Genomic DNA, 23,944 nt, shown 5'->3' with positions numbered 1-23,944 from the left:
AGCGGCTAAACCGCCCAGCGGTAGCGGTGTTCCGGGCGGCCCGCCGTTCCGTACCTCGGCCGGAGTTCGGCCTGCCCCGTCGCGCACAGATACTCCAGGTACCGCCGCGCGCTCACCCGCGACAGCCCCGTCGCCGCCGCCGTCTCCGCCGCAGACAGGTCTCCGCCGTTGGTGCGCAGCGCGTCGGCCACCAGGGCGCACGTGGCCGTCGACAGGCCCTTGGGTAGCGCGGCGCCCCGGTTCGTCCCGCCGAAGAGGCGGTCGATGTCCTCCTGGACGGCCGGGCCGGCCACGGCCAGGCGTCGGCGGGACTGGGCGTACTGGTCGAGGCGTTCGGTCAGTTCGGCTGCCGTGAAGGGTTTGACCAGGTAGTTCACCACGCCGGCCCGCAACGCGGCCCGGACCGTGTCCATGTCGTTGGCAGCGGTGATCATCAGGATGTCGACGGGGTGGGCGAGGCCGCGCAGGTGGTGCAGGACGTCCAGACCCGACATGTCGGCCATGTACACGTCGAGCAGGACCAGGTCGGGGCGCAGGTCCTCCACCGCCGCTATGGCCGAACGGCCGCCGTGGGCGGTGCCGACGACGGTGAAGCCGGGGACCCGCCCGACGTATCCCACGTGGATGCGGGCCACCATGAAGTCGTCGTCGACGACGAGAACCTTGATCATCCTGACCGCCTCGGCAGCAGCGCGGTGAAGACGGCGCCGCGCTCGTTGTGCACCTTTACCCAGCCGCCGCGTCGTAGGCATGCCTGCCGGGTCAGCGCCAGGCCCAGGCCGCGCGGGCCCGACTGGGCGGCCTTGGTGGTGAAGCCCTCCCGGAACACCTCTTCGGCCAGGTCGGCCGCTATGCCGGGGCCGTCGTCGCTGACCCGCACGTGCAGGCCCTCGTCCGAGGTGCGGACGCAGACCTCCACCGTCCCGCCCCGGCCGTCGAGGGCGTCGAGGGCGTTGGCGACCAGGTTGCCGACGACGAGGACGGCGTCGTGGGGGTCGCCCAGGGCGCCCTCCTCGACGCGGGCGTCGGCGGCCAGACGCAGGGCCGCGCCGCGTTCGGCCGCCTGGGCCGACTTGGCCAGCAGCAGGGCCGCCAGCGTCGGGTCCTTCACCTGTTCGCGGAGGTCGGCGGCGTACTGACCGCCGGCCGATTCGGTGATGTAGCGGACGGCCATCTCCTGCTCGCCCAGCTCCAGTAGGCCGACCACGGTGTGCATCCGGTTGGCGAACTCGTGGGCCTGGGCCCGCAGCATGTCGGTGGTGTTGGTGGCCTCGTCCAGCTGGTGGGAGAGGCGGATCAGCTCGGTGCGGTCGCGCAGGGTGACCACCCAGCCGCGATGCTGGCCCCGGACCTCGACCGGGGTGCGGTTCAGCACGAGGGTGCGGCCGTGCCGGAGCACGATCCGGTCGTCGCCGACGTCGTCGCCCGCCATGACGTCGCGGAGGCGGTCGTTCGAGGGCAGGTCGTCGAGGGAGTCGCCCACGTCGCCGAGGAGCTCGTGGGCGGCGTCGTTGATCAGGGTCATCCGGCCGTCGAGGTCGAGGGCGACGACGCCCTCCTTCACACCGTGCAGGACGCCTTCGCGCTGTTCGAGCAGGGCCGCGATCTCTTTGGGCTCCAGGCCGAAGGTCTGGCGGCGGACCCGGCGGGTGATGAAGGCTGCCGCCGCCGATCCCAGCACCAGCACGCCGAACGCGGTCCAGATCAGCGGCGGGAGGGCTCCGCTCAGTTCGGCGGCCACCGTCTGCTCCAGTATCCCGACGCTGGCCAGGCCGATGACCTCGCCGTTCAGGCCGAAGATGGGGGCCTTGCCGCGGACCGAGGTGCCGAGGGTGCCGGTCTGGACGCCGGTCCACTCCACGCCCGTCGTCATCACCTCGGTGCCGTCGGTCGACAGCTTCTGGCCGATCAGGGCGGCGTTCGGGTGGGCGTAGCGGATCTCGTCGCGGTTGGCGATGACGACGTAGTCGGCGCCGGTGGCCTTCTGGACGCTCAGCGCGATCGGCTGCAGCGTCTGCTCCGGATGGGGGTCGTCGAAGGCCTCCCGGACTCCGGGCAGGCCGGCGACCGACTCGGCGATGGCGAGGGCCCGCTGCTCGTGCTGCTCGTTGAGCTGGCGGCGGGTGTGACCGACCCAGACGGTCGCGGTGCCGACGACCGTGAGAAGCACGATCACCATTTGGAGGACGAAGAGCTGGGTGCCCAACGAGGCGAGACGCGGACGGCCGAAGGCCGGCCGTGGCTCGCGCTGTGAATCTGCCCTTATGAAGGCGTTGAGCAGCCGTTTCACGCGTTCACTATAAGAGCCGGGCCGAAAGACGGGTCGTGACCAATACGACCTATATGACGTCAATCACATAAAGGATCGACGGATCGTGCGGGTTCGCTCAGCATCCTCACCACGTTCAGGTAACCAGTGTGGGAGTCGGCGATGCGACGAACTCTGATATTGGCGGCGGCTCTGCTGGCCGCCGTCGCGGCATGCGGGTCCCCGTCGTCCGGCGGCGGCACCTCGGCCCTCAAGATCATGGCGCCGGCCGCGCCCGGCGGCGGGTGGGACACCACGTCCAGGACCGCCGAGCAGGCGTTCAAGTCGGCCGACCCGAACCTCAAGGTCGAGGTCTACAACGTGCCCGGCGCCGGTGGCACGATCGGCCTCACCCAGCTCGTCGGGGAGAAGGGCAACGGCAACCTGCTCATGACGATGGGCCTGGTCATGGTGGGCGCCATCGAGCAGAACAAGTCCCAGGTCACGCTGGCCGAGACGACGCCGATCGCCAAGCTGACCGAGGAGTACGAGATCGTCGTCGTCCCGGCGAACTCGCCCTTCCAGAACCTGCAGGACCTGGCCACCGCCTGGAAGACCGACCCCGCCAAGGTCGCCGTGGCCGGCGGTTCGGCCGGCGGCACCGACCACATCCTGGCCGGGCTGATGGCCAAGGCGGCCGGGGTCGACCCGAAGCTGGTCAACTACATCGCCCACTCGGGCGGCGGTGAGGCGCTGAACTCGCTGCTCGGCGGCAAGGTCGCGATCGGCATCTCCGGCATCGGCGAGTTCGCCGAGCACGTGAAGTCGGGCAAGCTGCGCGCCCTGGGCGTCTCGTCTCCCGCGCGTCTGGACAGCATCGACGCGCCGACGCTGAAGGAGGGCGGGCTCGACGTCGAACTCGCCAACTGGCGTGGGTTCGTGGCTCCGGGCGGGCTCGACGACGCCGCCAAGAAGTCGCTCATCGACCTGGTGACCAAGATGCACGACTCGGCGGCGTGGAAGGACGCGGTCGCCAAGAACGGCTGGATCGACGTCTTCGAGACCGGCCAGTCGTTCGCCGACTACGTGAAGTCGGAGGAGACCCGGGTGAAGGGCATCATCGCCGAGATGGGGCTCGTGTCCTGATGCGGTGGAAGAACCCGGAACTGCTGCTCGCGGGGGCCGTGCTGGCCCTCGGCGTGTTCGTCATCGTCGGCACCGCCGACGTGACGGCGGCGGCCTCGACGCTCGGGCTGGGACCGCGGTTCTTCCCGATCATCGTCGGCTCCGCCATGATCGCGACCGGCGTGTTCTACGTGGTCGACGTGCTGCGCGGCGGTCAGGGGGACCCGGAGGAGAGCGAGGACGTCGACCCGTCGGCGACCTCCGACAAGAAGTCGGTCGCCCTGATCAGCGTGATCTTCCTGGCGTTCGCCGTGTCGGTCGACCTGCTGGGCTGGATCATCGCGGGCGCGCTGCTGTTCTTCGGGGTGTCGTGGGTGCTCGGGGCCGAGAACCGGCTGCGGGCCGGGGCGCTGGCGATCGTGCTGGCCGTGGCGTCCTACCTGGCCTTCGTGAAGGGCCTCGGCGTGACGCTGCCCGGCGGGCCGCTGGAGGGGCTGATCTGACATGGACTCCCTTCAGCTCCTCTTCGACGGCTTCGCCACCGCGCTCACGCCGGTCAACCTGCTGTACGCCCTCGTCGGCGTCACCCTCGGCACCCTCGTGGGCGTCCTGCCCGGCATCGGCCCGGCGATGACCGTGGCGCTGCTGCTGCCGATCACCTTCAACGTGCCCCCGGCCAGCGCGTTCATCATGTTCGCGGGGATCTACTACGGCGGCATGTACGGCGGCTCGACCACGTCCATCCTGCTGAACACGCCGGGCGAGAGCTCGTCCATGATCACGGCTTTGGAGGGCAACAAGATGGCCCGCCGGGGCCGCGCCGCGCAGGCGCTGGCCACGGCCGCGATCGGTTCCTTCGTCGCCGGTACGATCGCCACCGGCCTCCTGGTCGTGGCGGCCCCCTTCGTGGTCGACTTCGCCATCTCCTTCGGTCCCGAGGACTACTTCGCGCTGGCGATCCTGGCCTTCACGGCCGTGTCGTCGGTGCTGTCGCGGTCGGTCGTGCGAGGCCTGGCGTCGCTGGGGATCGGCCTGGTCATCGGCCTGATCGGCATCGACCAGCAGACCGGCCAGGCCCGCCTCACCCTGGGCATCCCGCAACTGCTCGACGGCATCGACGTCGTCGTGGTGGCCGTGGGCCTCTTCGCCCTGGGCGAGGTCCTGTACGTCGCCTCCCGGCTCCGCCACGGCCACCCCGAGGTGATCCCGGTGGGCCGCGCGTTCATGGGCCGCTCCGACTGGGCCAGGTCGTGGAAGCCGTGGCTCCGGGGCACCGCGCTGGGCTTCCCCTTCGGCGCCCTGCCGGGCGGCGGGGCCGAGATCCCGACGTTCCTGTCGTACTCGGTGGAGAAGCGTCTGGCCAAGGGACGCGAGTTCGGCGAGGGCGCGATCGAGGGCGTGGCCGGGCCGGAGGCGGCCAACAACGCCTCCGCCGCCGGGACCCTGGTACCGCTGCTGACCCTGGGCCTGCCGACGTCGGCCACGGCCGCCATCCTGCTCGCCGCCTTCCAGCAGTACGGCCTGCAGCCCGGCCCCCAGCTCTTCGACCACAACCCCGCGCTGGTCTGGGGCATGATCGCGTCGCTGTTCGTGGGCAACGCGATGCTGCTCGTCCTGAACCTGCCGCTGGCCCCCGTGTGGGCCAGGGTGCTGCACATCCCCCGGCCCTACCTGTACGCGGGCATCCTGCTGTTCGCGGCGCTGGGCGTGTACGCGCTCAACGCGTCGTGGGTGGACCTGGTGGTCCTCTACGTCCTGGGCCTGATCGGCTTCGCGATGCGCAGGTTCGGCCTGCCGCTCGCCCCGGCGGTCATCGGCCTGATCCTGGGCCCGATGGCCGAGATCCAGCTCAGACGTGCCCTCGCGATCGGCGCGGGCGACCCGGCGGTGCTGGTGACCAGCCCGATCGCGGCCGTCCTGCTGATCCTGTCGGCGCTGATCCTGGCGGCTCCATTGGCCCGCCGCCTGCTGGCCAGACGACGTCAGGTCGACGCGACGGCGTGACAGGCGCCGAAACCCTCGGCCCTGGCCACGACGCGGCCGTTCGCGACCCGGACGGCCGCCTCCGTCGCAGGCCCGCCCTCCGGCCCGTAGAGCACCCGCAACGGGGGCGCGGCCCGGAGGGGCGCCAGGCAGTTCAGGGTGTCGCCGATGACGAGCTCGGCCAGCAGCGCCAGTTCGTCGCCGGCCGCCACGATGAGGGTCACGTCGTCCGACGTGGCCCTCATCGCCTCTTCGACGGCCGACACGCGGTGCGGCGCGAGGGTGACCACGACGCCGTCGGGCAGGTCGCCGGCCGGTTCGTCGACCACGTCGACCTCGGCCGCGAAGGCCAGGTGGGGCGGCGGCCAGGAGTCGTCGAGGTCGAGGGCGGCCAGGTGCTCGCAGGCGCGGACCACGTCGAACAGGTCGGCGAAGCCGCTGAACTGACCGGCGCCGTGGAGGATCGTGAGGGCCTGCTCGGCGATGCGGACCTGCCGTCCGGCGCCGGGGTCGAGGCGTTCGAGGGTGAGGCCGAGCAGGATGGCGCTCAGCCTGACGAGCTGGGCGAACGGTTTGCGGGTGGCCTCGTCGGCCATGACCTCGGGCAGCAGGTCGCGGCCCAGCCAGGGTTCGGAGCTGATCGGCACGCCCGCCAGCCAGGCGCGGGCGAACTCGTGGAGGGCCTCGGCCCGGGTGGTCGCGGGGGCGGCGGTGACGACGGGACGGTCGGCGGCCAGGACCGCGAAGTAGAGCGCCCGTTTGCCGGGGAAGTTGGAGTAGACCGCGCCCCGGGTGAGCTCGGCCCGCTCGGCGATGTTGTCGATCTTCGCGTCGCGGAAGCCGTACAGGAGGAATTCGGCGCGCGCGGCGGCGAGCACCTTCTCACGGGTGAGCCGCTGGTGCTCCACACGGGACAGCCGGGCCATCGCGCCTCCGCCTTGCCGGATCGACAGCACCCAGGATAGCGTCGCCATCCAGATGTTCTCATCATCTGAATGTTCGGAGTTCTCATGTACGAGATCGACCTCGCCGCCACCATGGGCGACCCGTTCGGCGTCTACGGCCAGGCCAGGGAGGCGGGCCCGGTCGCCGTCCTCCGGATGCCCGGCGCCCCCGAGTGGATGGTGGTCACCCGCTACGACGACATCCGGGCGGCGCTGACCGATCCGCGGCTGGAGATCCGGTCGGAGAGCTTCATGCGTCCGGACGTGCCCGACGACTGTCTTCCGTACATGCGGACCATGAGCGAGATGAACGGCGCCGAGCACGCCCGCCTGCGCAAGGCCGCCGCCCCGGCCTTCACCCCGCGCCGGGCCGAGGCGTTCCGCGCCCGGATCACCGAGATCGTCGTCCGCCTGCTCGGCCCGCTCGACGGCGAGACCGACCTCATTCCCGCCGTCACCCGCCCGCTGCCGATGGACGTCATCTGCGCCCTGGTCGGCATCCCCGACGACGACCGCGACCAGTGGCGCGCCTACGGCCTGGTCGTCGACACGCCCGGCGGCCCCGGCTTCGCGGCGGCGATCCCGGGCATCATGGCCGGCGCGAAGGCGGCCGTGGCCCGGCGGCGCGCCGAACCGGGCGACGACCTGCTGTCCGACCTGACGGCCTCGGAACTGACCGACCAGGAGCTCGTGACCATGGTCTGGCACCTGGTCCTCGCCGGTCAGACCCCCACGAACCTCATCGCCAACGCGGTGCTGGCCCTGCTCACCCATCCCGAGCAGCTGGCCATGCTCCGCGTGCGGCCCGGCCTGATGCCGAGAGCGGTCGAGGAGCTGACCCGGTTCTGCGGCCCGACGATGCTGTCGATCCCCCGCTACGCCCGGGAACCCATGGACCTGTGCGGCGTCGAGATCGCCGCCGGCACCCCGGTGACCTGCGCACTCGTTGGCGGCAACCGCGACCCGAGGGTGTTCGACGCCCCCGAGGAGCTCGACGTCACCCGCGAACGCGCCCCCCACCTGGGCTTCGCGCACGGCCCGCACTTCTGCGTCGGCGCCTCGATCGCCCGGGTGACGACCCAGGTCGCGCTGACCGAACTGCTCAAGCGCGACCTGGAACTGACCGCCGACCCGGCGACCCTGCGCACCCCCGACCCGGGCACCTACCGCCTGACCTCGCTGCCGGTCCGGCTCTAGCGTCTCCGCTTGCCGCCGATGACGATGATCTTCTGCCGGCCGTCGGCGAAGTTCGAGGCGACCGAGGCGTTGACGCTGTTGGCCGACCCGTTCACGTTGGAGAAGTTGCCGCTGTTCACACCGTTCTTGCGATTGCGGTAATTGCCGCTGTTGTAACTGTTGCCGGTGTTGGTGATGCCGCCGCGGTCCTTGGTGACGTTGGTGATGCCGGCCGACGCGCTCGGCCCCGGGCCGCCGCCGCTCATCAGGACCGGGACGAGGGTCAGCGTCGCGATGATCATCATCGGAGGCTCTCCCCGATCGTGGTCTTCTGGCGTCCGTTGGCGAGGTTGCCGCTGCTGGTCGAGTTGTTGCTGCCGGTCGCCCCGTTGGCGTTGGAGAAGTTCCCGCTGTTCACCGGGTTCCCCTTGTTGCTGTAGTTCCCGCTGTCGACCGAGTTCCCGCTCGCGATGGCGCCGTTCACGCAGAGCGTCGGCGAGTTGTCGACCGGCGAGTTGTAGTTGATCAGCCGGTTGCCGCAGACGAGGCTCGGCACCAGCCCGACCACCGTGCCGAGGTCGGCCCCGACCAGCCCGCCGAGCAGCGACCCGTCGGGGTCGGCATGCGCGGCGGGCGCGCTCAACGCCACACCGCCGACGGCCACGAGGGCCACGAGAGCCCGAAGCAAGAACCTCATGGACCGGCACCCTAGTGAGTGGACGATCACCAAGGGTGACGGCATGCGAGGATCATGCACATGTCCACCGCCGATCTTTACGACGAGCATGGCGAGGCCCTGCAGTCGTGCAGCCTCCAGTTCCGTCAGTACGGCTCCCGCCGCGCCTTCCACGGCCTGATCACGACGCTCCGCTGCCACGAGGACAACGCGCTGCTCAGGTCGATCCTGGAGGAACCCGGTGACGGCCGCGCCCTCGTCGTCGACGGCGGCGGCTCCCTGGAGGCCGCCCTGATGGGCGACGTGATCGCGGGCATCGCCGCCGCCAACGGCTGGGCGGGCGTCGTCATCCGCGGCGCCGTCCGCGACGTGGTCGCCCTCGGGGCCGTCGACCTGGGCGTCAAGGCCCTCGGCAGCAACCCGCGCAGGAGCAACAAGCACGGCCTCGGCACCCGCGACGTCGCCGTCATCTTCGGCGGCGTGCTGTTCCACCCGGGCGCCACGATTTACAGCGACGACGACGGCATTCTCGTGACCACCCGAGGAAGATGACCGACATGACCACAGACCGGGAACGCGCCGACCTCCTCGAATCCCTCGCCGCGCAACGCCGCTTCCTCCGCCACGCCGTCACCGGCCTGATCGGCGAGATAGCCCAGCACGCGGGCCACGCCGACATCATCCGCGAGACCCTCGACGGCCAGAAGACGATGGGCTGACCCGGCGAGCCTCCGGCCTTCGCCGGGCGCCGCGACGGAGCATGACGTCCATGACATGGACTCAGGCCGAGCTCTCCGCCATCGGGGAGGCCGAGGAACTCGAGATCTCGCCCCGGCGTGCCGACGGCAGCTACGTCAAGCCCGTCACCGTCTGGGTCGTCCGGCACGACGACGACCTCTACGTCCGCTCCTACAAGGGTGAGGACGGCCGGTGGTTCCGCGCCGCGTGTGAGCGGAGCGAGGGGCACGTCACCGCGGGGGGCGTCAGCAAGGACGTCAGCTTCGTGCTGGAGGACGACTCGATGGTCAACGACGGGATCGATCTGGCGTACCGGATGAAGTATCGCGACCAGGACACCGCCTACGTCGACCCGATGGTCGCCTCCCCGGCCAAGGAGACGACCATCCGGCTCGTGCCCCGTTAGGCCGCCACGCGGTAGAAGCCGGGCAGGCGGTCTCTGCTCACGTCGATCGGGTCGACTCTGATCACCGTTCCGGTGCGCAGGGCGTTGATGACCTTGCCGTCGCCGATGAAGACGGCCACGTGGCGGGTGTCCGACGGGCTGCGGCCGTAGAAGACGAGGTCTCCCGGGCGGCCCGTCGCCGACTTGGTCAGCTTCCTGAGCTGGCCGTTGGTGTTCTCGCCGCCCAGGACGTCGCGGCCGTAGGCCAGGTGGTAGACCCACCGGGCGAAGCCCGAGCAGTCGACGCCGAAGGTCACGTTGGCGCGGCACGGGAGCGGGCCGGTGTACCAGTTGCAGGTGCCGAACGACGGGCCGGGGGCCGAGCCGTGGCCGCCGCCCCACGCGTAGGGGACGAAGCCGCCGGGCCAGCCCTGCATGGCCTGGCCGTCCTTGATCGCGGTGGCGATCTTCACGATCTCCGAGCCGGGGGTGGGCTCGGGCGGGGCGCAGTCGGCGGCCGTCGTGACGGCGTTGCCCATGAAGCCGTCGGTGCCGAAGGTGAAGACGGCGCCGTCGCCCGCCGCGAGGGTGTAGCCGTCGGCGGTCGCCGCCGCGACGCCGATGATCGGCTTGGCCAGCCGCAGGGGCGCCGCCGAGCCGTGGAACGCCGCCCCTGCCAGGGCGAACACCGCGCCGTCGGCGCCGGCGAGGACCAATCCGGTGCCCACCGAGGTCGCGGAGACGATGGGCGCCTTCAGGTCGGCGGGCTTCTTCGGTACGGCCGCCGCGTCCCCGTATCCCCAGACCGAGCCGTCGGCGGCGACGAGCCAGTAGCCCTTCCCGGACGCGGTGGCCACGATGTCGACGACCGCGCGCTTGCGGGCGGTGAGGGCGCCGTCGGGGGCGACCACGGTGCCGTCGGCGGTGGTCAGCCACAGGCCGGCCTCGGTCCGCGTCGACCCGACGACCGGCGAGGTCAGCGCGGGCGTGGTCGTGCGGGCGACCTTCGCGTCGCCGTACGCCCAGACAGTGCCGTCGGCGGCGGCGAGCCAGTAGCCCTCCCCTGACGCGGTCGCCTCGATGGCGACCGCCGGCTTGCCCGGGGAGCCGAACAACTTAGCGGTGCCGTAGGCGTGCACGCGTCCGTCGCGGCCGGCCAGCCAGTAGCCGCCGTCGAGCGACGTGATGCCCGCGATCTCACCCGGCGGGCACTCGTCGGGCGGGGCGGCGGCGCGGGCCGGGACCGCCACGAACATGGCGAGCAACAGGACACAGGCGAGCACGATCCTTCGCATGAAGCGGAGCATGCCGGGCCATCACCGGCCTTAAGGGTCACTGGTGACGATTGGTATGACAGGGAACCCGGCGGGCAGGTCGTCACGTCTGACCCGGGTGCGCATACGGCATGCCCGGCACCTCGGCCTCGCAATCAGCGGGGGCAGGTGCCGCCTGGGTCGGCGGCGTCGGTGATTCGGCGGCCGATGTCGCGTAGTTGGCGGATCTGGGCCTTGGTGAGCGGGTTGATGACGACTTCGCGGACGGTCGCCACGTGGCCGGGGGCCGTCTCGACGACCTTGTCCCAGCCCTCGTCGGTCAGCATCGCCAGGGTGTAGCGGCCGTCGCCCGGGTCGGTGCAGCGGCGGACCCAGCCGCGCTTCTCCAGGCGGCTGACGACATGGGAGAGCCGCGAGAGCGAACCGTCGGACAACTGGGCCAGTTCGCTCATCCGGATCGTGCGGCCGGGGCTCATCGAGAGGCCGGCCAGGACCTGGTATTCGAAGTGGCTGATCCCGGCGTCGCGCTGGAGCTGGCCGTCGAGCGCCTGGGGGAGCTTGATCAGCAGGCTGACCAGGGCCAGCCAGGCCTCCATCTCCTCGTCGGTGAGCCACTGCGGCTGGTCGTCCATGGGGCCCACTTTACTTGACGCTTCAAGTCATGGAGGGCTAGGTTTCGGTTGAATCTTCAAGTCACAAAGGAAGCACCATGAACATAGCCCTCTGGGTCGTCACGGCCCTCCTCGCTCTCGCCTTCCTCGGCGCGGGCGCGATGAAGATCGGCCGTCCCAAGGAGGAGCTGGCCAAGTCGGGCCTCGCGTGGACCGAGGACTTCTCGGCCGGGCAGGTCAAGGCGATCGGCGCGGTCGAAGGGCTGGGGGCGCTCGGGCTGGTGCTGCCGTGGGTGACCGGGATCGCGCCGATCCTCGTCCCGATCGCGGCGACCGGGCTGGCCGTCGCCATGGCGGGCGCGGTGCTCGTCCACGTGCGCCGCAACGAGCTGCCGGCGGCCGTTCCGGCGGCCGTCCTGCTGGTGCTGACGGCGTTCGTCGCCTGGGGGCGCTTCGGGCCCTACCCGCTCTAGGACGACATACCGAAGGCCCGGTTCCGCCTCGGGACCGGGCCTTCGTCGTCGGCCTCACTTCGCGTGCTTCAGCGCCCAGTCGAGGACTTCGTCGGCGATGGCCTGCCAGCCCGGGGCGGCGGGCAGGAGGTCGCCGACCTGGGACGGCGCCTGTAGCTTTCATGTCAGGGGCAGAAGGCGGCTTCGATGAACTCCTCCACCGGTTCGTCCAGTTGATTGGTGTCGGCGAGGTTCAGCGACATACTCACCTGCGTGGTGGCCTGGCGCGAGGACCACGCCTGCGTCCGGTAGCCGGGGAACGAGCCGGTATGCCCGTACCTCAGCCCCGCGCAGGGGGTCTTCGTCCCGATGACGCCCAGCCCGTAGGGCCGGTCATCAGTGACCTCCAGCATCTGTTTCAGCAGTTCGGCGGGGAGCAGGCGGCCGGTCAGCAGCGCGGCGTAGAAGGTGTTGATGTCGGCCGCAGTGGAGATCATCTCCCCTGCCGGTCCCGCCTCGGCCGGGTTCAGCTCTGTGACGTCCTGCGGCTCCCGCCGGCCGGAGAGGGGCGCGTAGTGGTGAGCGTGCGGGCCGGGGATGGCGATGTTCTGCCCCGGGAGAATGGTCTGTTCCAGCCCGGCCGAGGTGATCACTCGCCGAGTCAGGTACGTGCGCCACGGTTGGCTGGTCACCTTCTCGATGATCAAGCCGAGGATGGCGTAATTGGTGTTGGAGTAGGCGTGCTCGCTGCCCGGCGTGAATGCCAACCCCCGGGGTGCGACGCTCGCCACCAGATCGCGCGGCTCGGGATCCGTCGCGCGCAGCTCCTGCGGTGTGGAGGGCAGGTCGCCCACGTAGTCGGCTATGCCGCTGGTGTGATTGAGCAGGTGCCGCACCTTGACCTTGCCGCCGTCCGGCAGGAGTCCCGGCAGGTGGGTCTCCACCGTGTCCTCCAGCGAGAGGCGCCCGTCGGCGACCAGCTTGAGCACCCCGGTCGCGGTGACGGTCTTCGTGATCGACCAGGCACGGAACCGCCCGTCCGCGACCGGAGGAGTCTGGCCGCCAAGTTCTGCCTTTCCGCTGGACAGCAGGTAGGTCCGGCCCTCATGGCGGACTTCGGCGAGCACGCCGACCGCTCCGGCTTCGACGATCGCGGCCAGGCGTTCCTGGAGGAGAGATCGGTAAGCCTGGAAGGACATGGGGGTCGTCGCGGCGGAGCAGCCCGCGGCCAGGGTGAGCGCGAGTATGAGCAGTAGGCGCATGCTTCAGTGTCGAGGTGATCGCGGAGGACACACATCCGGGATTGACCTGAACACACCCTTAGGTGAGCATTTCCGACTCGTGATGGTGAAGGCCGCGCTTCTTCGGCAAGTACCTGCCCCAACGTTGAGAACAAGGCGAACGCAACACCACCTGCCCGTGCTCCCGATTCGACTATCCGCAGGTGACCGCGACCGGAACTCCGGTAGGGGTACAGGGCGTGACTTCTACCTGTGCGAGGGTCGGGCAGCGATCTTCCAGGAGGCGCATACGGCGGAGGATGCGTTCGAGGTGGTCGCCTCGGGGCGGGCGGTGGTGCTGGTGTTGATGTCGGAGGGCAACATGGACCTCTACCGGCGCGACGACGTGATCTGCCGGCCCACCGCTCCCGCCGTTCAACCTGACGAGCCCTGTCGGTCCTTCTCCCGCTTGATGCGCCGGGCCGTGGACACCTGTTGCCGAGCGATCTCCGCCCAGAAGTGTTCACCCTCACTCAGCCCGCTCCCGACATAGCGCCACTGCGACACCGTCACCGTCTCCCGGCCGTCCAGCAGCCCCGAGGCAGCGCGGGCGAACTCGGCGCGATAGTCCGCCCGGACCTGACGCAGCGCGCCCAAGGTGACGGAGTAGTGGCGTGACTTGGTCGAGAAGCGGCCCCGGCAGCCGAGCATGTGTGACCACTGCTTGAGCCGCAGGTGATCGAAGCCCGGCATCATCGACAACGCCCAACAGGTGTAGATCATCCTCCGGGCGGCTCGGTCACCCTCAGGTCTTCGATCTGGATGGGCTGCTTCACCGGCCGGTCTACGGTCCCGGCCGACTCAGCGCCTTTGGTGACGTACTTGGCGATGTAGGCCGCTACCTTGCCGTCAGACATCCCGCCCAGTTCCGCGCCGAGGTAGACCGGCTGGACATCCAGTTGCCGACCCCACCGCAGGGTGAAGCCGGGGCCGTCGTCCCCGCGCACTCCGGTCGTGGCGGTGACGGTCACTTGTTCGGCAGTGCGCCGGATGGCCTCTTCCAGCAGGGGGACGGTCGCCCAGGAAGGCGAAGGATCGCCGGGACCCTCCGGGCCGTCGAGCCGGATCACGGCATGGAAGTGGACGAGGCCCCGCGTCTGGTATTCGGCAACCTTGGCGTAGGACACGCGGAGCTGCCGCCGCAGGTCTGCCCGAGTCGCCTTGCGTTGCCGAGCCAGCACGGCGAGCAGGTCACGGGCGAAGCGCCGCCACAGCTCACCGGCATGAGCGTTCCACAGCACCGCACCTGAGTAGTCGTAGCAGTCGACGCAGATGGGCTGCCCAAGCCGGGAGTCATCCTCACCATGACGCACCCGGCAACCTTCCAACCGCCCATGAACGCAGGGCGGATCATCCCGCCGAGGGCGACACGGCAGCGTCTTGCCGTCGCGCTCACGCCGGCCATGCACCGGCCCGAAGGACGGCGCGGTGAAGGTGGCGAACATCCGAGGATGCGCGCTGACCTCCTCTGGGACACCCTTACCGCACCGTCGACCACTGGGCCGCCCCGCGCGGCTGCGCGCTGCACCTGTCGCTGTCGGCCCGCAATCTGGCGCTGGCCGCGATGGCGCACGGGGACTACGAGACGGCGTACACGCACTGGACCTCGGTCAGCCGGCCGGGAGAGATCGACCCCTTCGTCGCCTACGCCCCCTGGGCGGTGTTCGAGCTGGTCGAGTCGGCCGTGCGGACCGGGCGCGTGGAGGAGGCCAGAGCGCACGTCGCGGCGGCCGAGGCGCTGACCGACCGGGCGCCCCGGCTGCGGCTGCACGTGCTGGCGGCCCAGGCGCTGGTCGCGTCCGACGACGAGGCGGTGGGCCGGTTCCGGGCCGCGCTGACGCTGCCGCGGACCGAGCGGTGGCCGTTCGACCACGCGCGGGTGCGGCTGGCCCTCGGCGAGCTGCTGCGGCGGCGGCACCAGCCCGGTGAGGCCCGGCCCGAGCTGCGCCGGGCGGCCGACCTGTTCGCCGGGATCGGGGCCACGGCCTGGCGGCAGCGCGCCGAGCAGGAGCTCCGGGCGACCGGCGTGGCGGTGACGCAGAAACCGAACGCGGCCCACGGGCTGACCGCGCAGCAGCTGGAGGTCGCCCGGCTCGCGGCGTCGGGGCTGAGCAACAAGGAGATCGGCGAACGCCTCTTCCTGTCGTCGCGCACGGTCAGCGCGCACCTCTACCGCATCTTCCCCAAGCTGGGGATAACCTCGCGGGCCGCCCTGCGCGACGCCCTGGGGTGAGGCGGCCCGCCGTGCAGCACGATGATCGACGACGCCGCCACCGCGACCACGGCCGCCAGCACGTCGGTGGGGTAGTGGACGCCGAGATAGACGCGGGCCAGCATCTGCCCCACCACGAGCACCGCGCCGACCGCGACGACCCAGCGCCGCCCGGTCAGCACCCAGGCGGCGACGGCGACGGCGGCCGTGAGGCAGACGTGCCCCGACGGGAAACTCGTGTCGCCCATGTCGCCGAGCATCGAGAAGGCGGCCGGCGGCCGGGGCCGGTCGAACACGATCTTGAGCAGCGCCCCGGTCCCCCACCCGGCGAGCACCACCAGGAGCGCCCGCACCGCCTCGGGGGTCCGCACGACCAGCGCGAACACGGCCATGACCAGGGAGAAGACCACACCCGCCTCGGTGCCGAACCCGAGGTTCAAGAGCATGGCGACCCCGGTGAGGAACGGGTTTCTCGCGTCGTGGACGACCTGACCCACCGCCCAGTCGGCGGCGGTCCAGCCGGGGGTCTCGGCGACGAGCCCGAGCACCGTCACGAGAACCAGCAGGGGCAGCCCGACGACAAACCTGATCACCATTTCACGCTAGGGAGGACCTGGTCAGCGGCCGATGAGGGTTTGGTTAACCCTCCGTTCACTTTCCCCACCAGCTGGGACGATACCGACATGACGCCCGAAGGGACCCCGCTGCGGCAGCGCGCCCTCGCCGCGATCCTCGGGGTGACCGCCCTCGCGATCGTGCTGTTCGCGGTGCCGCTCGCGGTGCTGACGAACGACCGCTACCACGACCGGACCGCCTCCGAACTGGCCCGCAGCGCCTCCCGCCACGCCACCGCGCTCCGCGACGACCCCACGGTGCTGCCCCGCGAGGACGACGAGGACATCGTCATCGGCCTCTACTCGCAGGAGGGCAGGCTCACGGCGGGCGCCGGCCCGGCGACCTCCCCCCTCGCCGCCCGCACCATCCGCGACGGCCTGCCCCACCAGGGCGAGGAGGGCCCCGACTACGTCGCGGCGGCCCCGATCCCGTCGGGGACGGGCGTGGTCAGGGTGGCCACCCCGTCGGAGGAGGTCACCGAGGAGGTGTACGAGGCCTGGCAGCTCATCGCGATCCTCGCGCTGGCCGCGCTGGGCGTCGGGGCGGCCGTGGCCATCTACCTGTCGCGGCGGCTGGCCATCCCCCTCGAACGGCTCACCGGCGCCGCGCAGGCCCTCGGCGACGGCGACTTCACCGTACGGGCCCCCAAATCGGGTGTTCTGGAGGTCGACCAGGCGGGCGAGGCCCTCGCGGCCACGGCCGGGCGGCTCGGAGAGGTGCTGGCCCGGGAGCGGGCGTTCAGCGGCGAGGTCTCCCACCAGCTCCGGACGGGCGTGACCGGCCTGATGCTGGGCCTTGAGTCGGCCCTCGACCGGCCCTCGCCCGAGAAGGTGGCCAGCGCCATGGCGCGGGCCGAACGGCTGCAGACCATCATCGAAGACCTGGTCACCCTTTCGCGCGACACCGGCCACGCCCCACTCGACCTGCCGGTTCTGATCGCGGAGATCCGCGCCGACTGGGAGGGAGTGACGATCCGGGTCGACGACGACCTCCCGGAGGTGACGGCCTCGACGGCGGCGGTCCGGCAGATTCTCCTCGTCCTGCTCGACAACGCGCGCCGGCACGGCGCGGGCGAGATCACCCTGACCGTGACCGACGTCGGCGCGGGCATCGCCCTGAACGTCTCCGACGAGGGCGACGGCGTGCCCGAGGGCCGCGACATCTTCGGCCGCATCCCGCGCGACGGCCACGGCATCGGCCTGGGCCTGGCCCGCTCACTGGCCGAGGCGGAGGGCGGCCGGCTGATCCTGCGGCGCGAACGCCCGCCGACTTTCAGCCTCCTGCTGCCGAGCCGCTAGCCGTCAGGCCTCCATCCGATAGCCGCGCCCCCGGACCGTCGTGATCCGGGGCGCCCTGCCGCCGGGCTCCTCCAGCTTCCGGCGCAGCGCGAACACGTGGACGTCGAGGGTCTTGGTCGAGCCGAACCAGTTCTCGTCCCAGACGCGGTCCATCAGCTCCTCGCGCGTGACGACCTCGCCCGGCTGCCCGGCCAGCACCGCGAGCAGGTCGAACTCCTTGGGCCGCAGCGACAGCTCGATCCCGTCGAGGTAGGCCCGCCGGGCCGCCACGTCGAGCCGCAGCCCGCCGACCGACAGCGCCCGCCCCGGCGACACGACCGCCTGCCGCCGCAGGTGGGCCCGCAGGCGGGCCATCAGCTCCGCCAGCCGGAACGGCTTGGTCAGGTAATCGTCGGCCCCGGCGTCGAGGGCCACCACGACGTCGAGCTCCTCGGTCCGGGCGGTCAGCACGACGATCACCGCCTCGGGCGCGGCCAGCCGCAGTTTCCGGCACACCACCACGCCGTCGACGTCGGGCAGCCCGAGGTCGAGCAGCACCAGGTCGGGCGCTCCGTCGTGGGCCAGCTCGATGGCCGACCGCCCGGTGACGGCCAGCACGGGGACATAGCCGTTGACGCCCAGAGCCTCGACCAGTTCGGCCCCGATCACGGGGTCGTCCTCGACGACGAGGACTTTCGCAGCTGCCACCCGTTCATCCTGCCGGATCACGCTCGCGACCCCTACCTGAGAGTGACGCGGACCAGCCGCCCGGCTTCCTACCTTTGAGCCATGAGGTTCGGACCGCTTCTCCGCGCACTGGTCGTCGTGGCCGCCGTGCTCCTGGCCATGACGGGCGACGACCAGTTCGCCCAGATCGTGGCCGTCGTGCACGCGGCGATGCTGGTCACCGCCCTGTGGTGGCCGGTGCCGGCCTGGGCCGCGTCGAGCGTGCTGCTCGTCTGGGTTCAGCTGACCCATCCGCCGGGCTTCAACGACGCGATGTACGGGTGGCTCGTCCAGGCCGGGATCGTCCTCCTGCTGGCCCTCAGGCTCGACGCCAGGAGGACGGCCCTGTTCACCGCGGCCGGCATGCTGCCGGTCCTGTCCGGCGGCCCGGTCGCCGTGATCGCGGTCGCGGGGGCCGGGGCGGCCGGGTGGCTGATCCGCAGCCGCCGGGAGACCCAGGCCGCGCTCGCCGAGGAAAGGGGGCGGCGGGCACTCCTCGAAGAGCGGGCCCGGATCGCCCGGGAGCTCCACGACGTGGTCGCCCACCACATGTCGGTGATCTCGATCCAGGCCGACGCGGGGCCCCACCGGGTCGCCGACCCGCCGCCGGAACTGGCCGAGGCGTTCGCCACGATCCGCTCGACCGCGCTGGAGGGCCTCGGCGAGCTGCGCCGCCTGCTCGGCGTGCTGCGGGCCGAACCCGGCGTCAGCCCGCAGCCGTCGCTGGCAGACCTCGACCGGCTCGCCGCGGGGGCGACCCTGGAAACCACCGGTGACCTGGGAGACGTCCCACGCGGGGTGGGGCTGAACGCGTACCGGATCGTGCAGGAGGCACTGACCAACACGATGCGGCACGCGCCCGGCGCGTCCGTCACGGTGCGGGTCGTCCGCGACGACCGCGAACTCCGGATCAGCGTCACGAACACCCGTCCGCACGACGCGCCCAAGGCGACGCCCGGAGCCGGTCACGGCATCCTGGGCATGCGGGAGCGCGCGGCCATGCTGGGCGGCACCCTCACCACCGGACCCACCGGCGACGGCGGCTACGCCGTCAGCGCCGTGCTGCCCCTCATGGAGACGCCATGACCATCCGCGTGCTCATCGCCGACGACCAGGCCATGGTCAGGGAGGGCTTCTCCATCCTGCTCGGCGTCCAGCCGGGGATCGAGGTGGTCGGCACGGCCGTCGACGGCGCCGACGCCGTGGTCAAGGCCGCCGGGCTGGAGCCCGACGTGATCGTCATGGACGTCCGGATGCCCGAGATGAACGGCATCGAGGCCACCCGGGAGATCACCCGTACCCTCCCGGCCCGGGTGCTCATCCTCACCACGTTCGACCTCGACGAATACGTCTACGAGGCGCTCCGCGCCGGAGCCAGCGGCTTCCTGCTGAAGGACGCCTCGGGCGACCGGCTCGCCGAGGCGATCAGGGTCGTCGCGGCGGGCGACGCGCTGCTCGCACCGGCCGTGACCCGCCGGCTGATCAGCCAGTTCGCCCGCCAGGGCGGAATTCCCCTGCCCGACGTCACCGAGCGCATCGCCGGCCTGACCGAACGGGAGACCGAGGTGCTGATCCTGGTCGCCCGAGGTCTGTCGAACACCGAGATCGCCGCCGCCATCCATGTGGCCGAGCAGACCGTCAAGTCCCACGTCGGCCGCATCCTGTCCAAGCTCCACCTGCGCGACCGCACCCAGGCGGCCGTCTTCGCCTATGAGACCGGCCTGGTCACCCCCGGCCGGATGACCTTCTAAGGAACCCCCTCATGACAAGAGTTCTCTTCGGCGTGCTCAGAATCCTGATCGCCCTCGTGGCCTCGTTCCTCGCCTTCGTGGCCGGGGCCCTCGTCCTCGGCGGCTACGTCCCCGCGATCCCGAAGGCCGGCATCATCGGCGCGGTCCTGACCGGCCAGTATCCGCTGCACGTCGCCCTCATCGGGCTGGCCGGCCTGCTGCTCGGGCTGCTGGCCCTGCGGCTGGGCCTGCGGCGGTGGGGCCGCGCGCTGACCGTGGTCACCTCGGTCGCCACCGCCGGGGCGGTGGTCGTGGCGGGGCTCCAGGCCAAGGCGGCCTACGAGGCCGGGACCGACGTCCAGTGGGCGGAGATGTTCACCGAGATCGCCTACCCCGGCGCGAAGCCCGACGTCACCGAGACGTTCGCCGGAGACCTGCAGGCCGACGTCTACCTGCCGCGTGCCGCCTCGGCCAAGACCCCGGCCATCGTGCTGGCCCACGCGGGCGGCTTCCACACCTTCGACCGCGGTGACCTGCGCGGCACCGGCCGCTGGCTGGCCGACCACGGCGTGGCCGCCATCGCCGTCGACTACCGCCTGTCCGCTCCGGGCGCGCCCACCTGGGACAGGGCCCCGCAGGACTTCGTCTGCGCCCTCGCCTGGACCCGCGCCAACGCGGCCCGCTTCAACCTCGACGTCGACCGGCTGTCGATGGGCGGCATGTCGGCCGGCGGCGGGCTGGCCCTGAACGCCGCCTTCCGCCTGCAGGCCGGAGAGATCACGTCGAGCTGCGGCGACGTGCCCCCGCCGCCCGCGAGCGTGGTCGGGTTCTACCCGGTCACCGACGTGTCCGAGATGTGGACGCGCAACGTCACCGGCAGCCGGAACGCCGCGGTCCTCTACACCGGCGGCAGCCCGTCGGAGTTCCCCGACCGCTACCGCGAGGTCTCCCCGAAGACCTTCGTCCGGCCGGGCCTCATGCCGACCCTCCTGGTCGTCGGAGACCGCGACCGCAGCGCCCGCCCCGAGGACGTGACCGCCTTCGCCCGGCTCCTGACGGACAACGGCGTCCCGGTGACTACGGAGATCCTCCCGTTCGCCGAGCACTCCCCCGACGACGCCTACGGCAGCCTCCCCGCCCAGCACAGCCGTCAGATCCTGCTGGACTTTCTTTCCTAGCCTTATTGATTTGGTTATCATACAAACAAAAGCCTCGGGCCCCGCCGCACTCTCCCCGGCGGGGCCCACCGAGCTATTCGTTCGGCAGCAGATACCGCCACGACAGCACGAACACACCCGACTTCGTCTCGAAGATCGGGAGCCCGGCGTCCGGGACCGGCGGCGCGGCCTTGACCAAGGCCGGGACCTCGGTGCCCGCCAGGTCCTTCTGCCACACCGGGTCGATCTTGCCGGACGGCTCCGGCACGCCCGCCGGCCAGGGCGTGCGCTCGCCCTCGGCGGTCGGCACCGACTCGGCGACCACCCGCACCCGGTCGGAGGTGTAGGCCTCCTTCTTCTCGGCCGCCTTGGCCGCCAGCCCGTCGAGGAGCTTCTTGGCGTCGACGAGCTCCTTGGGGTAGAAGTCGGCGACCTGGTCGAGCGCCTCGGCCCGGACCTCGATCAGCTTGCCGTCGTCACCCGCCACGCCCAGCACGGTCGCCGGGATGTCGGTCACCATCGGCGCGCCCGGCTTCGGCGTGGCCGTCGGCGGCTGACCGGTCAGGTACTTCTTCAACGCGTCGACGGTCTGGGTGACCTCGGCCGCTGAAATCGTCATCTTGTACGCCGCGTCGGCGATCACCAGGCCGTCGCCGTAGACGACGACCCGAGGGGCGCGCAGCACGTTCATGCTGGCGGTGACGAACCCGCCTTCGGCCCGCAGGACCGCGACCGGCGTGGCCGGCGCGCTCCGCTCCGGCTCGGCCGCGGTGGCGGCGGGTTCGCCGCCACCACAGGCCGTGACCAGCGACAACAGGGCCACCAGCAGGGTGGTTCTCAGTCTCATGCCCCAGAGACGTAAGGCCGGTCACGGTGGTTCAGGCGGGAGTCGCATGTCACAGGATCGGGTCTGTGTCAGAAGGCGGTTAACACTGGCTTAACCCATTTTGTTTATGCCGCCCAGATGCGAATTCTGGTGGACTGCCCGGCGATGTCATTCGCCTCGCCACTCTTCCTGTGGTTCTTCATGCCGGCCACTCTCGTGGCCTATTGGCTGCTGCCCCGATTCAGGAACGGGATCGTCGCGGTGGCCAGCCTGGTTTTCTACGCGTGGGGCGCGGGGGCGTACACGCTGCTGCTGTTATCGGCCATCGCGGTGAACTACGCCGCGGGCCGGGTGCTCGACCGGATCGAGCACCGCCGCACGGCCGTGCTCGTCGCGGCCGTCGCGTGGAACCTGGCGATTCTGGCGGTCTGGAAGTACGCCGGATTCGCCACCCAACAGATTCGCGCCCTCGGCGTGGAGGGCGTGCCGCTGGTCGAACTGGCGCTGCCGATCGGCATCTCGTTCTTCACCTTCCACCACATCTCCTATGTCGTGGACGTCTACCGGCGCAGCACGCCGGCGCAGACCAGCGTGGTCGGCTTCGTGACGTACATCGCGATGTTCCCGCAGCTCGTGGCCGGTCCGATCGTGAGATATCACGAGATCTCGGGGCAGCTGGCCAAGCCCGTCGAGGGCGGGCTCGCGGCCGGGTTCCCGAGGTTCGCGCTGGGGCTGGCCAAAAAGGTCGTCATCGCCGACTCGCTGGCGCCGATCGCCGACGCCGCGTTCGCGCCCGGCGCGGAGATGTCCACCGTGACGGCCTGGGTGGGCGCGCTGGCGTACACGCTGCAGATCTATTTCGATTTCTCCGGCTACTCGGACATGGCGATCGGCCTCGGGCTGATGATCGGATTCCGGCTTCCGGAGAACTTCGACCGGCCCTATTCGGCCCATTCGATAACCGATTTCTGGCGGCGCTGGCACATGTCGCTGTCGAGGTGGTTCCGCGACTACGTCTACATTCCGCTCGGCGGAAACCGGCACGGCCCGTGGCGGACCTATCGGAATCTGCTCACCATTTTCGTGCTGTGCGGCCTGTGGCACGGCGCCGACTGGACCTTCCTCGTCTGGGGCCTCTATCACGGCGTTCTCCTGGTCGCCGAACGGCTGCTCCGCGTCCCGCCCGGCCGCCTGGTCACCTTCCTGCTGGTCGTCTTCGGCTGGGTGCCGTTCCGCGCCGAGAGCCTGCCGGCCGCGTGGAACATGCTCGGCGCGATGGTGACGTGGCGGCCCGGCCCGCTCGACGAGTTCGTCGCCCACGCCGCCAACCCGCAACGCCTGGCCGTCTTCGCGCTGGCGCTGGTCGTCGTGCTCCTGCCCGGCCGCCCGCTGGGCCCGATCGTGGCGACCGGCCCGCGCCCGCTCCGCGCGGCGGTGACCTGGCTGGCGGCCCCCTACGCCGCGCTGCTGGTCGCCGCCGGCACGTTCAGCCCGTTCCTCTACTACCAGTTCTGAGGTGTACGCCCATGCGCACCCGCCTGGCCGCACTGCTCTTCTTCTTCCTCCCGGCCATCGCCTTCACGGTCGGAGCCCGCGCCGTGGAGATGGAGAACAAGCCGCTGCCGCCGGTACCCGCCCTCGACGGCGACTGGAACGCGTGGGCCACCGCCCACCTGCCGTTACGCGACCACGCCGTACGCGCCAACGTCTTCGTGACCGAGACGCTGTTCGGCCACGCCCCGGCCTACGGCTTCGGCTACCCGAAGGTCATCGAGGGCGAGGCCGGCTGGCTCTATTTCGGCGACGACGTGACCGAGGCCTGCCGTCCCGGCCGCCCGATCGGCGAGACGATCGACGCGCTGCGCCGGCTGGGCGAGCGCGTCGAGGCGGCCGGGAAGCGCTTCGTCTTCACGGTCGCCCCCGACAAGACGACGGTCTCCCCGCAGTGGCTTCCGTCCCGCTTCCCCGGCCAGGACTGCCTGCGTAAACGCAAGGAGGAGTTCTGGGCCGCACTCCGCCAGGCCGGCCTCCCCTGGTACGTCGACCTGCGCGCCCCCTTGGAACGACTCCAGCGGACGACCGGCCGGCCCGCCTACTGGCGTACCGACAGCCACTGGACCGACCACGCCGCCGCGACCTACGCCGCCGAGCTGGCGCGCGCTCTCGACCCCGCCCTGGCGGCCGGCACCCGCCTCGACTTCACCGGACGCCAACCCAGGAACGGGGACCTGGGCGTGCTGCTCGGCGCCCCCCGCGAGGAGACGATCGACCGCTACCGCCTCGACCGCACCGGCGCCGCCCGCTACGAGCCGAAGACCGTGCTGATCGGCGACTCGTTCACCCGGAACTCGATGCCGTGGCTGACCCCCTACTTCGCGAACCTCACCTATCAGCGCAACGACGGCCCGGTGACGTGGGCCGACGCCGACACGGTCATCGTGGAGATCGTCGAACGCCACCTGGTCGGCGGCAGCTCACCGATGCTCGGCCTGGGCTGAGACGCGGGCGG

Annotated in this window: 26 protein-coding genes and 1 pseudogene; 15 read left to right on the top strand and 12 right to left on the bottom strand. The window is 71.1% G+C overall.

All coding sequences use genetic code 11. The features are described 5' to 3' along the window. Window positions 1–5 precede the first annotated feature (5 nt). Together FDA94_RS05895 and FDA94_RS05890 are read right to left on the bottom strand one after the other, a co-directional pair. On the bottom strand, window positions 6–671 hold the full coding sequence (locus tag FDA94_RS05895; RefSeq protein WP_137245992.1) for a response regulator: 666 nt from the start codon (window positions 669–671) through the stop codon (window positions 6–8). Beyond that, window positions 668–2,290 (bottom strand): ATP-binding protein, encoded by a 1,623-nt coding sequence (locus tag FDA94_RS05890; protein ID WP_246059564.1) that lies wholly within the window; start codon window positions 2,288–2,290, stop codon window positions 668–670. The genes FDA94_RS05895 and FDA94_RS05890 overlap by 4 nt, the downstream gene beginning before the upstream one ends. 141 nt (window positions 2,291–2,431) lie before the next feature. On the opposite strand from FDA94_RS05890, the gene FDA94_RS05885 reads away from it, so the two are divergent. Genes FDA94_RS05885 through FDA94_RS05875 form a run of 3 tightly spaced genes read left to right on the top strand, consistent with a single transcriptional unit; the run spans window position 2,432 to window position 5,377 of the window. Then, on the top strand, window positions 2,432–3,394 hold the full coding sequence (locus tag FDA94_RS05885) for a Bug family tripartite tricarboxylate transporter substrate binding protein (protein ID WP_137245991.1): 963 nt from the start codon (window positions 2,432–2,434) through the stop codon (window positions 3,392–3,394). After that, complete coding sequence (locus FDA94_RS05880; RefSeq protein ID WP_062430830.1) at window positions 3,394–3,876, top strand: tripartite tricarboxylate transporter TctB family protein; 483 nt, start codon at window positions 3,394–3,396, stop codon at window positions 3,874–3,876. Before FDA94_RS05885 ends, FDA94_RS05880 begins: the two co-directional genes overlap by 1 nt. A gap of 1 nt (window position 3,877) precedes the next feature. Then, complete coding sequence (locus tag FDA94_RS05875; protein ID WP_137245990.1) at window positions 3,878–5,377, top strand: tripartite tricarboxylate transporter permease; 1,500 nt, start codon at window positions 3,878–3,880, stop codon at window positions 5,375–5,377. On the opposite strand, the gene FDA94_RS05870 is transcribed toward FDA94_RS05875, so the two are convergent. Beyond that, complete coding sequence (locus FDA94_RS05870; RefSeq protein ID WP_342778445.1) at window positions 5,356–6,330, bottom strand: TetR/AcrR family transcriptional regulator; 975 nt, start codon at window positions 6,328–6,330, stop codon at window positions 5,356–5,358. The genes FDA94_RS05875 and FDA94_RS05870 overlap by 22 nt on opposite strands. A gap of 21 nt (window positions 6,331–6,351) precedes the next feature. Between FDA94_RS05870 and FDA94_RS05865 the strand changes: the two genes are divergently transcribed. Beyond that, window positions 6,352–7,497, top strand: coding sequence for a cytochrome P450 (locus FDA94_RS05865; RefSeq protein WP_137245989.1), 1,146 nt, complete (start codon window positions 6,352–6,354; stop codon window positions 7,495–7,497). On the opposite strand, the gene FDA94_RS05860 is transcribed toward FDA94_RS05865, so the two are convergent. Beyond that, window positions 7,494–7,781, bottom strand: coding sequence for a hypothetical protein (locus FDA94_RS05860; protein ID WP_137245988.1), 288 nt, complete (start codon window positions 7,779–7,781; stop codon window positions 7,494–7,496). The genes FDA94_RS05865 and FDA94_RS05860 overlap by 4 nt on opposite strands. Further along, the gene (locus FDA94_RS05855) at window positions 7,778–8,173 is read right to left on the bottom strand and encodes a hypothetical protein (protein WP_212735198.1); all 396 of its coding nucleotides are present in this window, start codon (window positions 8,171–8,173) and stop codon (window positions 7,778–7,780) included. Before FDA94_RS05855 ends, FDA94_RS05860 begins: the two co-directional genes overlap by 4 nt. 54 nt (window positions 8,174–8,227) lie before the next feature. Here FDA94_RS05855 and rraA point away from each other — a divergent pair, with 54 nt between their 5' ends. From rraA to FDA94_RS05840, 3 genes are read left to right on the top strand one after another with little or no spacing between them, the layout of a single operon-like run. Then, window positions 8,228–8,704, top strand: coding sequence for a ribonuclease E activity regulator RraA (rraA, locus tag FDA94_RS05850; RefSeq protein ID WP_137245987.1), 477 nt, complete (start codon window positions 8,228–8,230; stop codon window positions 8,702–8,704). Beyond that, window positions 8,701–8,871 (top strand): mycothiol transferase, encoded by a 171-nt coding sequence (locus FDA94_RS05845; RefSeq protein ID WP_137245986.1) that lies wholly within the window; start codon window positions 8,701–8,703, stop codon window positions 8,869–8,871. Before rraA ends, FDA94_RS05845 begins: the two co-directional genes overlap by 4 nt. Before the next feature lie 50 nt (window positions 8,872–8,921). Then, window positions 8,922–9,296 (top strand): DUF2255 family protein, encoded by a 375-nt coding sequence (locus FDA94_RS05840; RefSeq protein ID WP_137245985.1) that lies wholly within the window; start codon window positions 8,922–8,924, stop codon window positions 9,294–9,296. On the opposite strand, the gene FDA94_RS40325 is transcribed toward FDA94_RS05840, so the two are convergent. After that, on the bottom strand, window positions 9,293–10,570 hold the full coding sequence (locus FDA94_RS40325; protein WP_246059560.1) for a C40 family peptidase: 1,278 nt from the start codon (window positions 10,568–10,570) through the stop codon (window positions 9,293–9,295). The two genes, FDA94_RS05840 and FDA94_RS40325, sit on opposite strands and share 4 nt — an antisense overlap. 134 nt (window positions 10,571–10,704) lie before the next feature. Beyond that, window positions 10,705–11,181 (bottom strand): MarR family winged helix-turn-helix transcriptional regulator, encoded by a 477-nt coding sequence (locus tag FDA94_RS05830; RefSeq protein ID WP_137245984.1) that lies wholly within the window; start codon window positions 11,179–11,181, stop codon window positions 10,705–10,707. Window positions 11,182–11,258: 77 nt separating this feature from the next. On the opposite strand from FDA94_RS05830, the gene FDA94_RS05825 reads away from it, so the two are divergent. Further along, window positions 11,259–11,633 carry a DoxX family protein gene (locus FDA94_RS05825; protein ID WP_137245983.1) on the top strand — a complete coding sequence of 125 codons (375 nt, stop codon included), beginning with the start codon at window positions 11,259–11,261 and terminating at the stop codon, window positions 11,631–11,633. 164 nt (window positions 11,634–11,797) lie between these two features. On the opposite strand, the gene FDA94_RS05820 is transcribed toward FDA94_RS05825, so the two are convergent. Then, on the bottom strand, window positions 11,798–12,874 hold the full coding sequence (locus tag FDA94_RS05820) for a serine hydrolase domain-containing protein (RefSeq protein ID WP_137245982.1): 1,077 nt from the start codon (window positions 12,872–12,874) through the stop codon (window positions 11,798–11,800). 393 nt (window positions 12,875–13,267) lie between these two features. Further along, window positions 13,268–14,337: pseudogene (locus tag FDA94_RS05810) on the bottom strand (replication initiator). Between the two features lie 119 nt (window positions 14,338–14,456). Here FDA94_RS05810 and FDA94_RS05805 point away from each other — a divergent pair. Further along, window positions 14,457–15,125: a response regulator transcription factor gene (locus FDA94_RS05805; RefSeq protein ID WP_137245979.1), complete on the top strand. Its 669-nt coding sequence runs from the start codon at window positions 14,457–14,459 to the stop codon at window positions 15,123–15,125. Here FDA94_RS05805 and FDA94_RS05800 read toward each other — a convergent pair. After that, the gene (locus FDA94_RS05800) at window positions 15,062–15,697 is read right to left on the bottom strand and encodes a phosphatase PAP2 family protein (protein WP_170990792.1); all 636 of its coding nucleotides are present in this window, start codon (window positions 15,695–15,697) and stop codon (window positions 15,062–15,064) included. The genes FDA94_RS05805 and FDA94_RS05800 overlap by 64 nt on opposite strands. 90 nt (window positions 15,698–15,787) lie before the next feature. On the opposite strand from FDA94_RS05800, the gene FDA94_RS05795 reads away from it, so the two are divergent. Then, window positions 15,788–17,017 (top strand): sensor histidine kinase, encoded by a 1,230-nt coding sequence (locus FDA94_RS05795; RefSeq protein WP_137245977.1) that lies wholly within the window; start codon window positions 15,788–15,790, stop codon window positions 17,015–17,017. 3 nt (window positions 17,018–17,020) lie between these two features. Here the strand turns inward: FDA94_RS05795 and FDA94_RS05790 are convergent, their stop codons facing one another. Then, the gene (locus FDA94_RS05790) at window positions 17,021–17,704 is read right to left on the bottom strand and encodes a response regulator transcription factor (protein WP_030456385.1); all 684 of its coding nucleotides are present in this window, start codon (window positions 17,702–17,704) and stop codon (window positions 17,021–17,023) included. A gap of 81 nt (window positions 17,705–17,785) precedes the next feature. Here FDA94_RS05790 and FDA94_RS05785 point away from each other — a divergent pair, with 81 nt between their 5' ends. The 3 genes from FDA94_RS05785 to FDA94_RS05775 are packed head-to-tail and all read left to right on the top strand — an operon-like array spanning window position 17,786 to window position 20,630. After that, window positions 17,786–18,808, top strand: a complete 1,023-nt coding sequence (locus FDA94_RS05785; RefSeq protein ID WP_137245975.1) for a sensor histidine kinase — start codon at window positions 17,786–17,788, stop codon at window positions 18,806–18,808. Then, window positions 18,805–19,473: a response regulator gene (locus tag FDA94_RS05780; RefSeq protein WP_137245974.1), complete on the top strand. Its 669-nt coding sequence runs from the start codon at window positions 18,805–18,807 to the stop codon at window positions 19,471–19,473. The genes FDA94_RS05785 and FDA94_RS05780 overlap by 4 nt, the downstream gene beginning before the upstream one ends. An 11-nt stretch (window positions 19,474–19,484) precedes the next feature. Beyond that, on the top strand, window positions 19,485–20,630 hold the full coding sequence (locus FDA94_RS05775; RefSeq protein WP_137245973.1) for an alpha/beta hydrolase: 1,146 nt from the start codon (window positions 19,485–19,487) through the stop codon (window positions 20,628–20,630). Between the two features lie 73 nt (window positions 20,631–20,703). Here FDA94_RS05775 and FDA94_RS05770 read toward each other — a convergent pair whose 3' ends face one another. Next, entirely contained in the window at window positions 20,704–21,456 is a 753-nt protein-coding gene (locus FDA94_RS05770) for a hypothetical protein (protein WP_137245972.1), read from the bottom strand. A gap of 117 nt (window positions 21,457–21,573) precedes the next feature. Between FDA94_RS05770 and FDA94_RS05765 the strand changes: the two genes are divergently transcribed. Beyond that, window positions 21,574–22,950: an MBOAT family O-acyltransferase gene (locus FDA94_RS05765; protein WP_246059558.1), complete on the top strand. Its 1,377-nt coding sequence runs from the start codon at window positions 21,574–21,576 to the stop codon at window positions 22,948–22,950. A gap of 11 nt (window positions 22,951–22,961) precedes the next feature. After that, window positions 22,962–23,933: an alginate O-acetyltransferase AlgX-related protein gene (locus FDA94_RS05760; RefSeq protein ID WP_137245971.1), complete on the top strand. Its 972-nt coding sequence runs from the start codon at window positions 22,962–22,964 to the stop codon at window positions 23,931–23,933. The last annotated feature ends 11 nt before the right edge of the window (window positions 23,934–23,944 follow it).

It is taken from the genome of Herbidospora galbida (genome assembly GCF_005233835.1).
Lineage (GTDB): Bacteria > Actinomycetota > Actinomycetes > Streptosporangiales > Streptosporangiaceae > Herbidospora > Herbidospora galbida.
The sequence above is the reverse complement of the archived record's forward strand: the minus strand, read 5'-3'. Positions and strand labels throughout refer to the sequence as shown.

Bases quoted from the DNA above. Each gene is read 5' to 3' on its own strand.
- FDA94_RS05895 (WP_137245992.1), bottom strand. From the start codon at position 671: ATGATCAAGGTTCTCGTCGTCGACGACGACTTCATGGTGGCCCGCATC.
- FDA94_RS05880 (WP_062430830.1), top strand. From the start codon at position 3,394: ATGCGGTGGAAGAACCCGGAACTGCTGCTCGCGGGGGCCGTGCTGGCC.
- FDA94_RS05865 (WP_137245989.1), top strand. From the start codon at position 6,352: ATGTTCGGAGTTCTCATGTACGAGATCGACCTCGCCGCCACCATGGGC.
- FDA94_RS05845 (WP_137245986.1), top strand. From the start codon at position 8,701: ATGACCGACATGACCACAGACCGGGAACGCGCCGACCTCCTCGAATCC.
- rraA (WP_137245987.1), top strand. From the start codon at position 8,228: ATGCACATGTCCACCGCCGATCTTTACGACGAGCATGGCGAGGCCCTG.
- FDA94_RS05760 (WP_137245971.1), top strand. From the start codon at position 22,962: ATGCGCACCCGCCTGGCCGCACTGCTCTTCTTCTTCCTCCCGGCCATC.
- FDA94_RS40325 (WP_246059560.1), bottom strand. From the start codon at position 10,570: ATGCGAAGGATCGTGCTCGCCTGTGTCCTGTTGCTCGCCATGTTCGTG.
- FDA94_RS05775 (WP_137245973.1), top strand. From the start codon at position 19,485: ATGACAAGAGTTCTCTTCGGCGTGCTCAGAATCCTGATCGCCCTCGTG.
- FDA94_RS05780 (WP_137245974.1), top strand. From the start codon at position 18,805: ATGACCATCCGCGTGCTCATCGCCGACGACCAGGCCATGGTCAGGGAG.
- FDA94_RS05785 (WP_137245975.1), top strand. From the start codon at position 17,786: ATGAGGTTCGGACCGCTTCTCCGCGCACTGGTCGTCGTGGCCGCCGTG.
- FDA94_RS05830 (WP_137245984.1), bottom strand. From the start codon at position 11,181: ATGGACGACCAGCCGCAGTGGCTCACCGACGAGGAGATGGAGGCCTGG.
- FDA94_RS05875 (WP_137245990.1), top strand. From the start codon at position 3,878: ATGGACTCCCTTCAGCTCCTCTTCGACGGCTTCGCCACCGCGCTCACG.
- FDA94_RS05770 (WP_137245972.1), bottom strand. From the start codon at position 21,456: ATGAGACTGAGAACCACCCTGCTGGTGGCCCTGTTGTCGCTGGTCACG.
- FDA94_RS05765 (WP_246059558.1), top strand. From the start codon at position 21,574: ATGCGAATTCTGGTGGACTGCCCGGCGATGTCATTCGCCTCGCCACTC.
- FDA94_RS05825 (WP_137245983.1), top strand. From the start codon at position 11,259: ATGAACATAGCCCTCTGGGTCGTCACGGCCCTCCTCGCTCTCGCCTTC.
- FDA94_RS05855 (WP_212735198.1), bottom strand. From the start codon at position 8,173: ATGAGGTTCTTGCTTCGGGCTCTCGTGGCCCTCGTGGCCGTCGGCGGT.
- FDA94_RS05860 (WP_137245988.1), bottom strand. From the start codon at position 7,781: ATGATGATCATCGCGACGCTGACCCTCGTCCCGGTCCTGATGAGCGGC.
- FDA94_RS05820 (WP_137245982.1), bottom strand. From the start codon at position 12,874: ATGCGCCTACTGCTCATACTCGCGCTCACCCTGGCCGCGGGCTGCTCC.
- FDA94_RS05870 (WP_342778445.1), bottom strand. From the start codon at position 6,330: ATGGCGACGCTATCCTGGGTGCTGTCGATCCGGCAAGGCGGAGGCGCG.
- FDA94_RS05885 (WP_137245991.1), top strand. From the start codon at position 2,432: ATGCGACGAACTCTGATATTGGCGGCGGCTCTGCTGGCCGCCGTCGCG.
- FDA94_RS05795 (WP_137245977.1), top strand. From the start codon at position 15,788: ATGACGCCCGAAGGGACCCCGCTGCGGCAGCGCGCCCTCGCCGCGATC.
- FDA94_RS05840 (WP_137245985.1), top strand. From the start codon at position 8,922: ATGACATGGACTCAGGCCGAGCTCTCCGCCATCGGGGAGGCCGAGGAA.
- FDA94_RS05805 (WP_137245979.1), top strand. From the start codon at position 14,457: ATGGCGCACGGGGACTACGAGACGGCGTACACGCACTGGACCTCGGTC.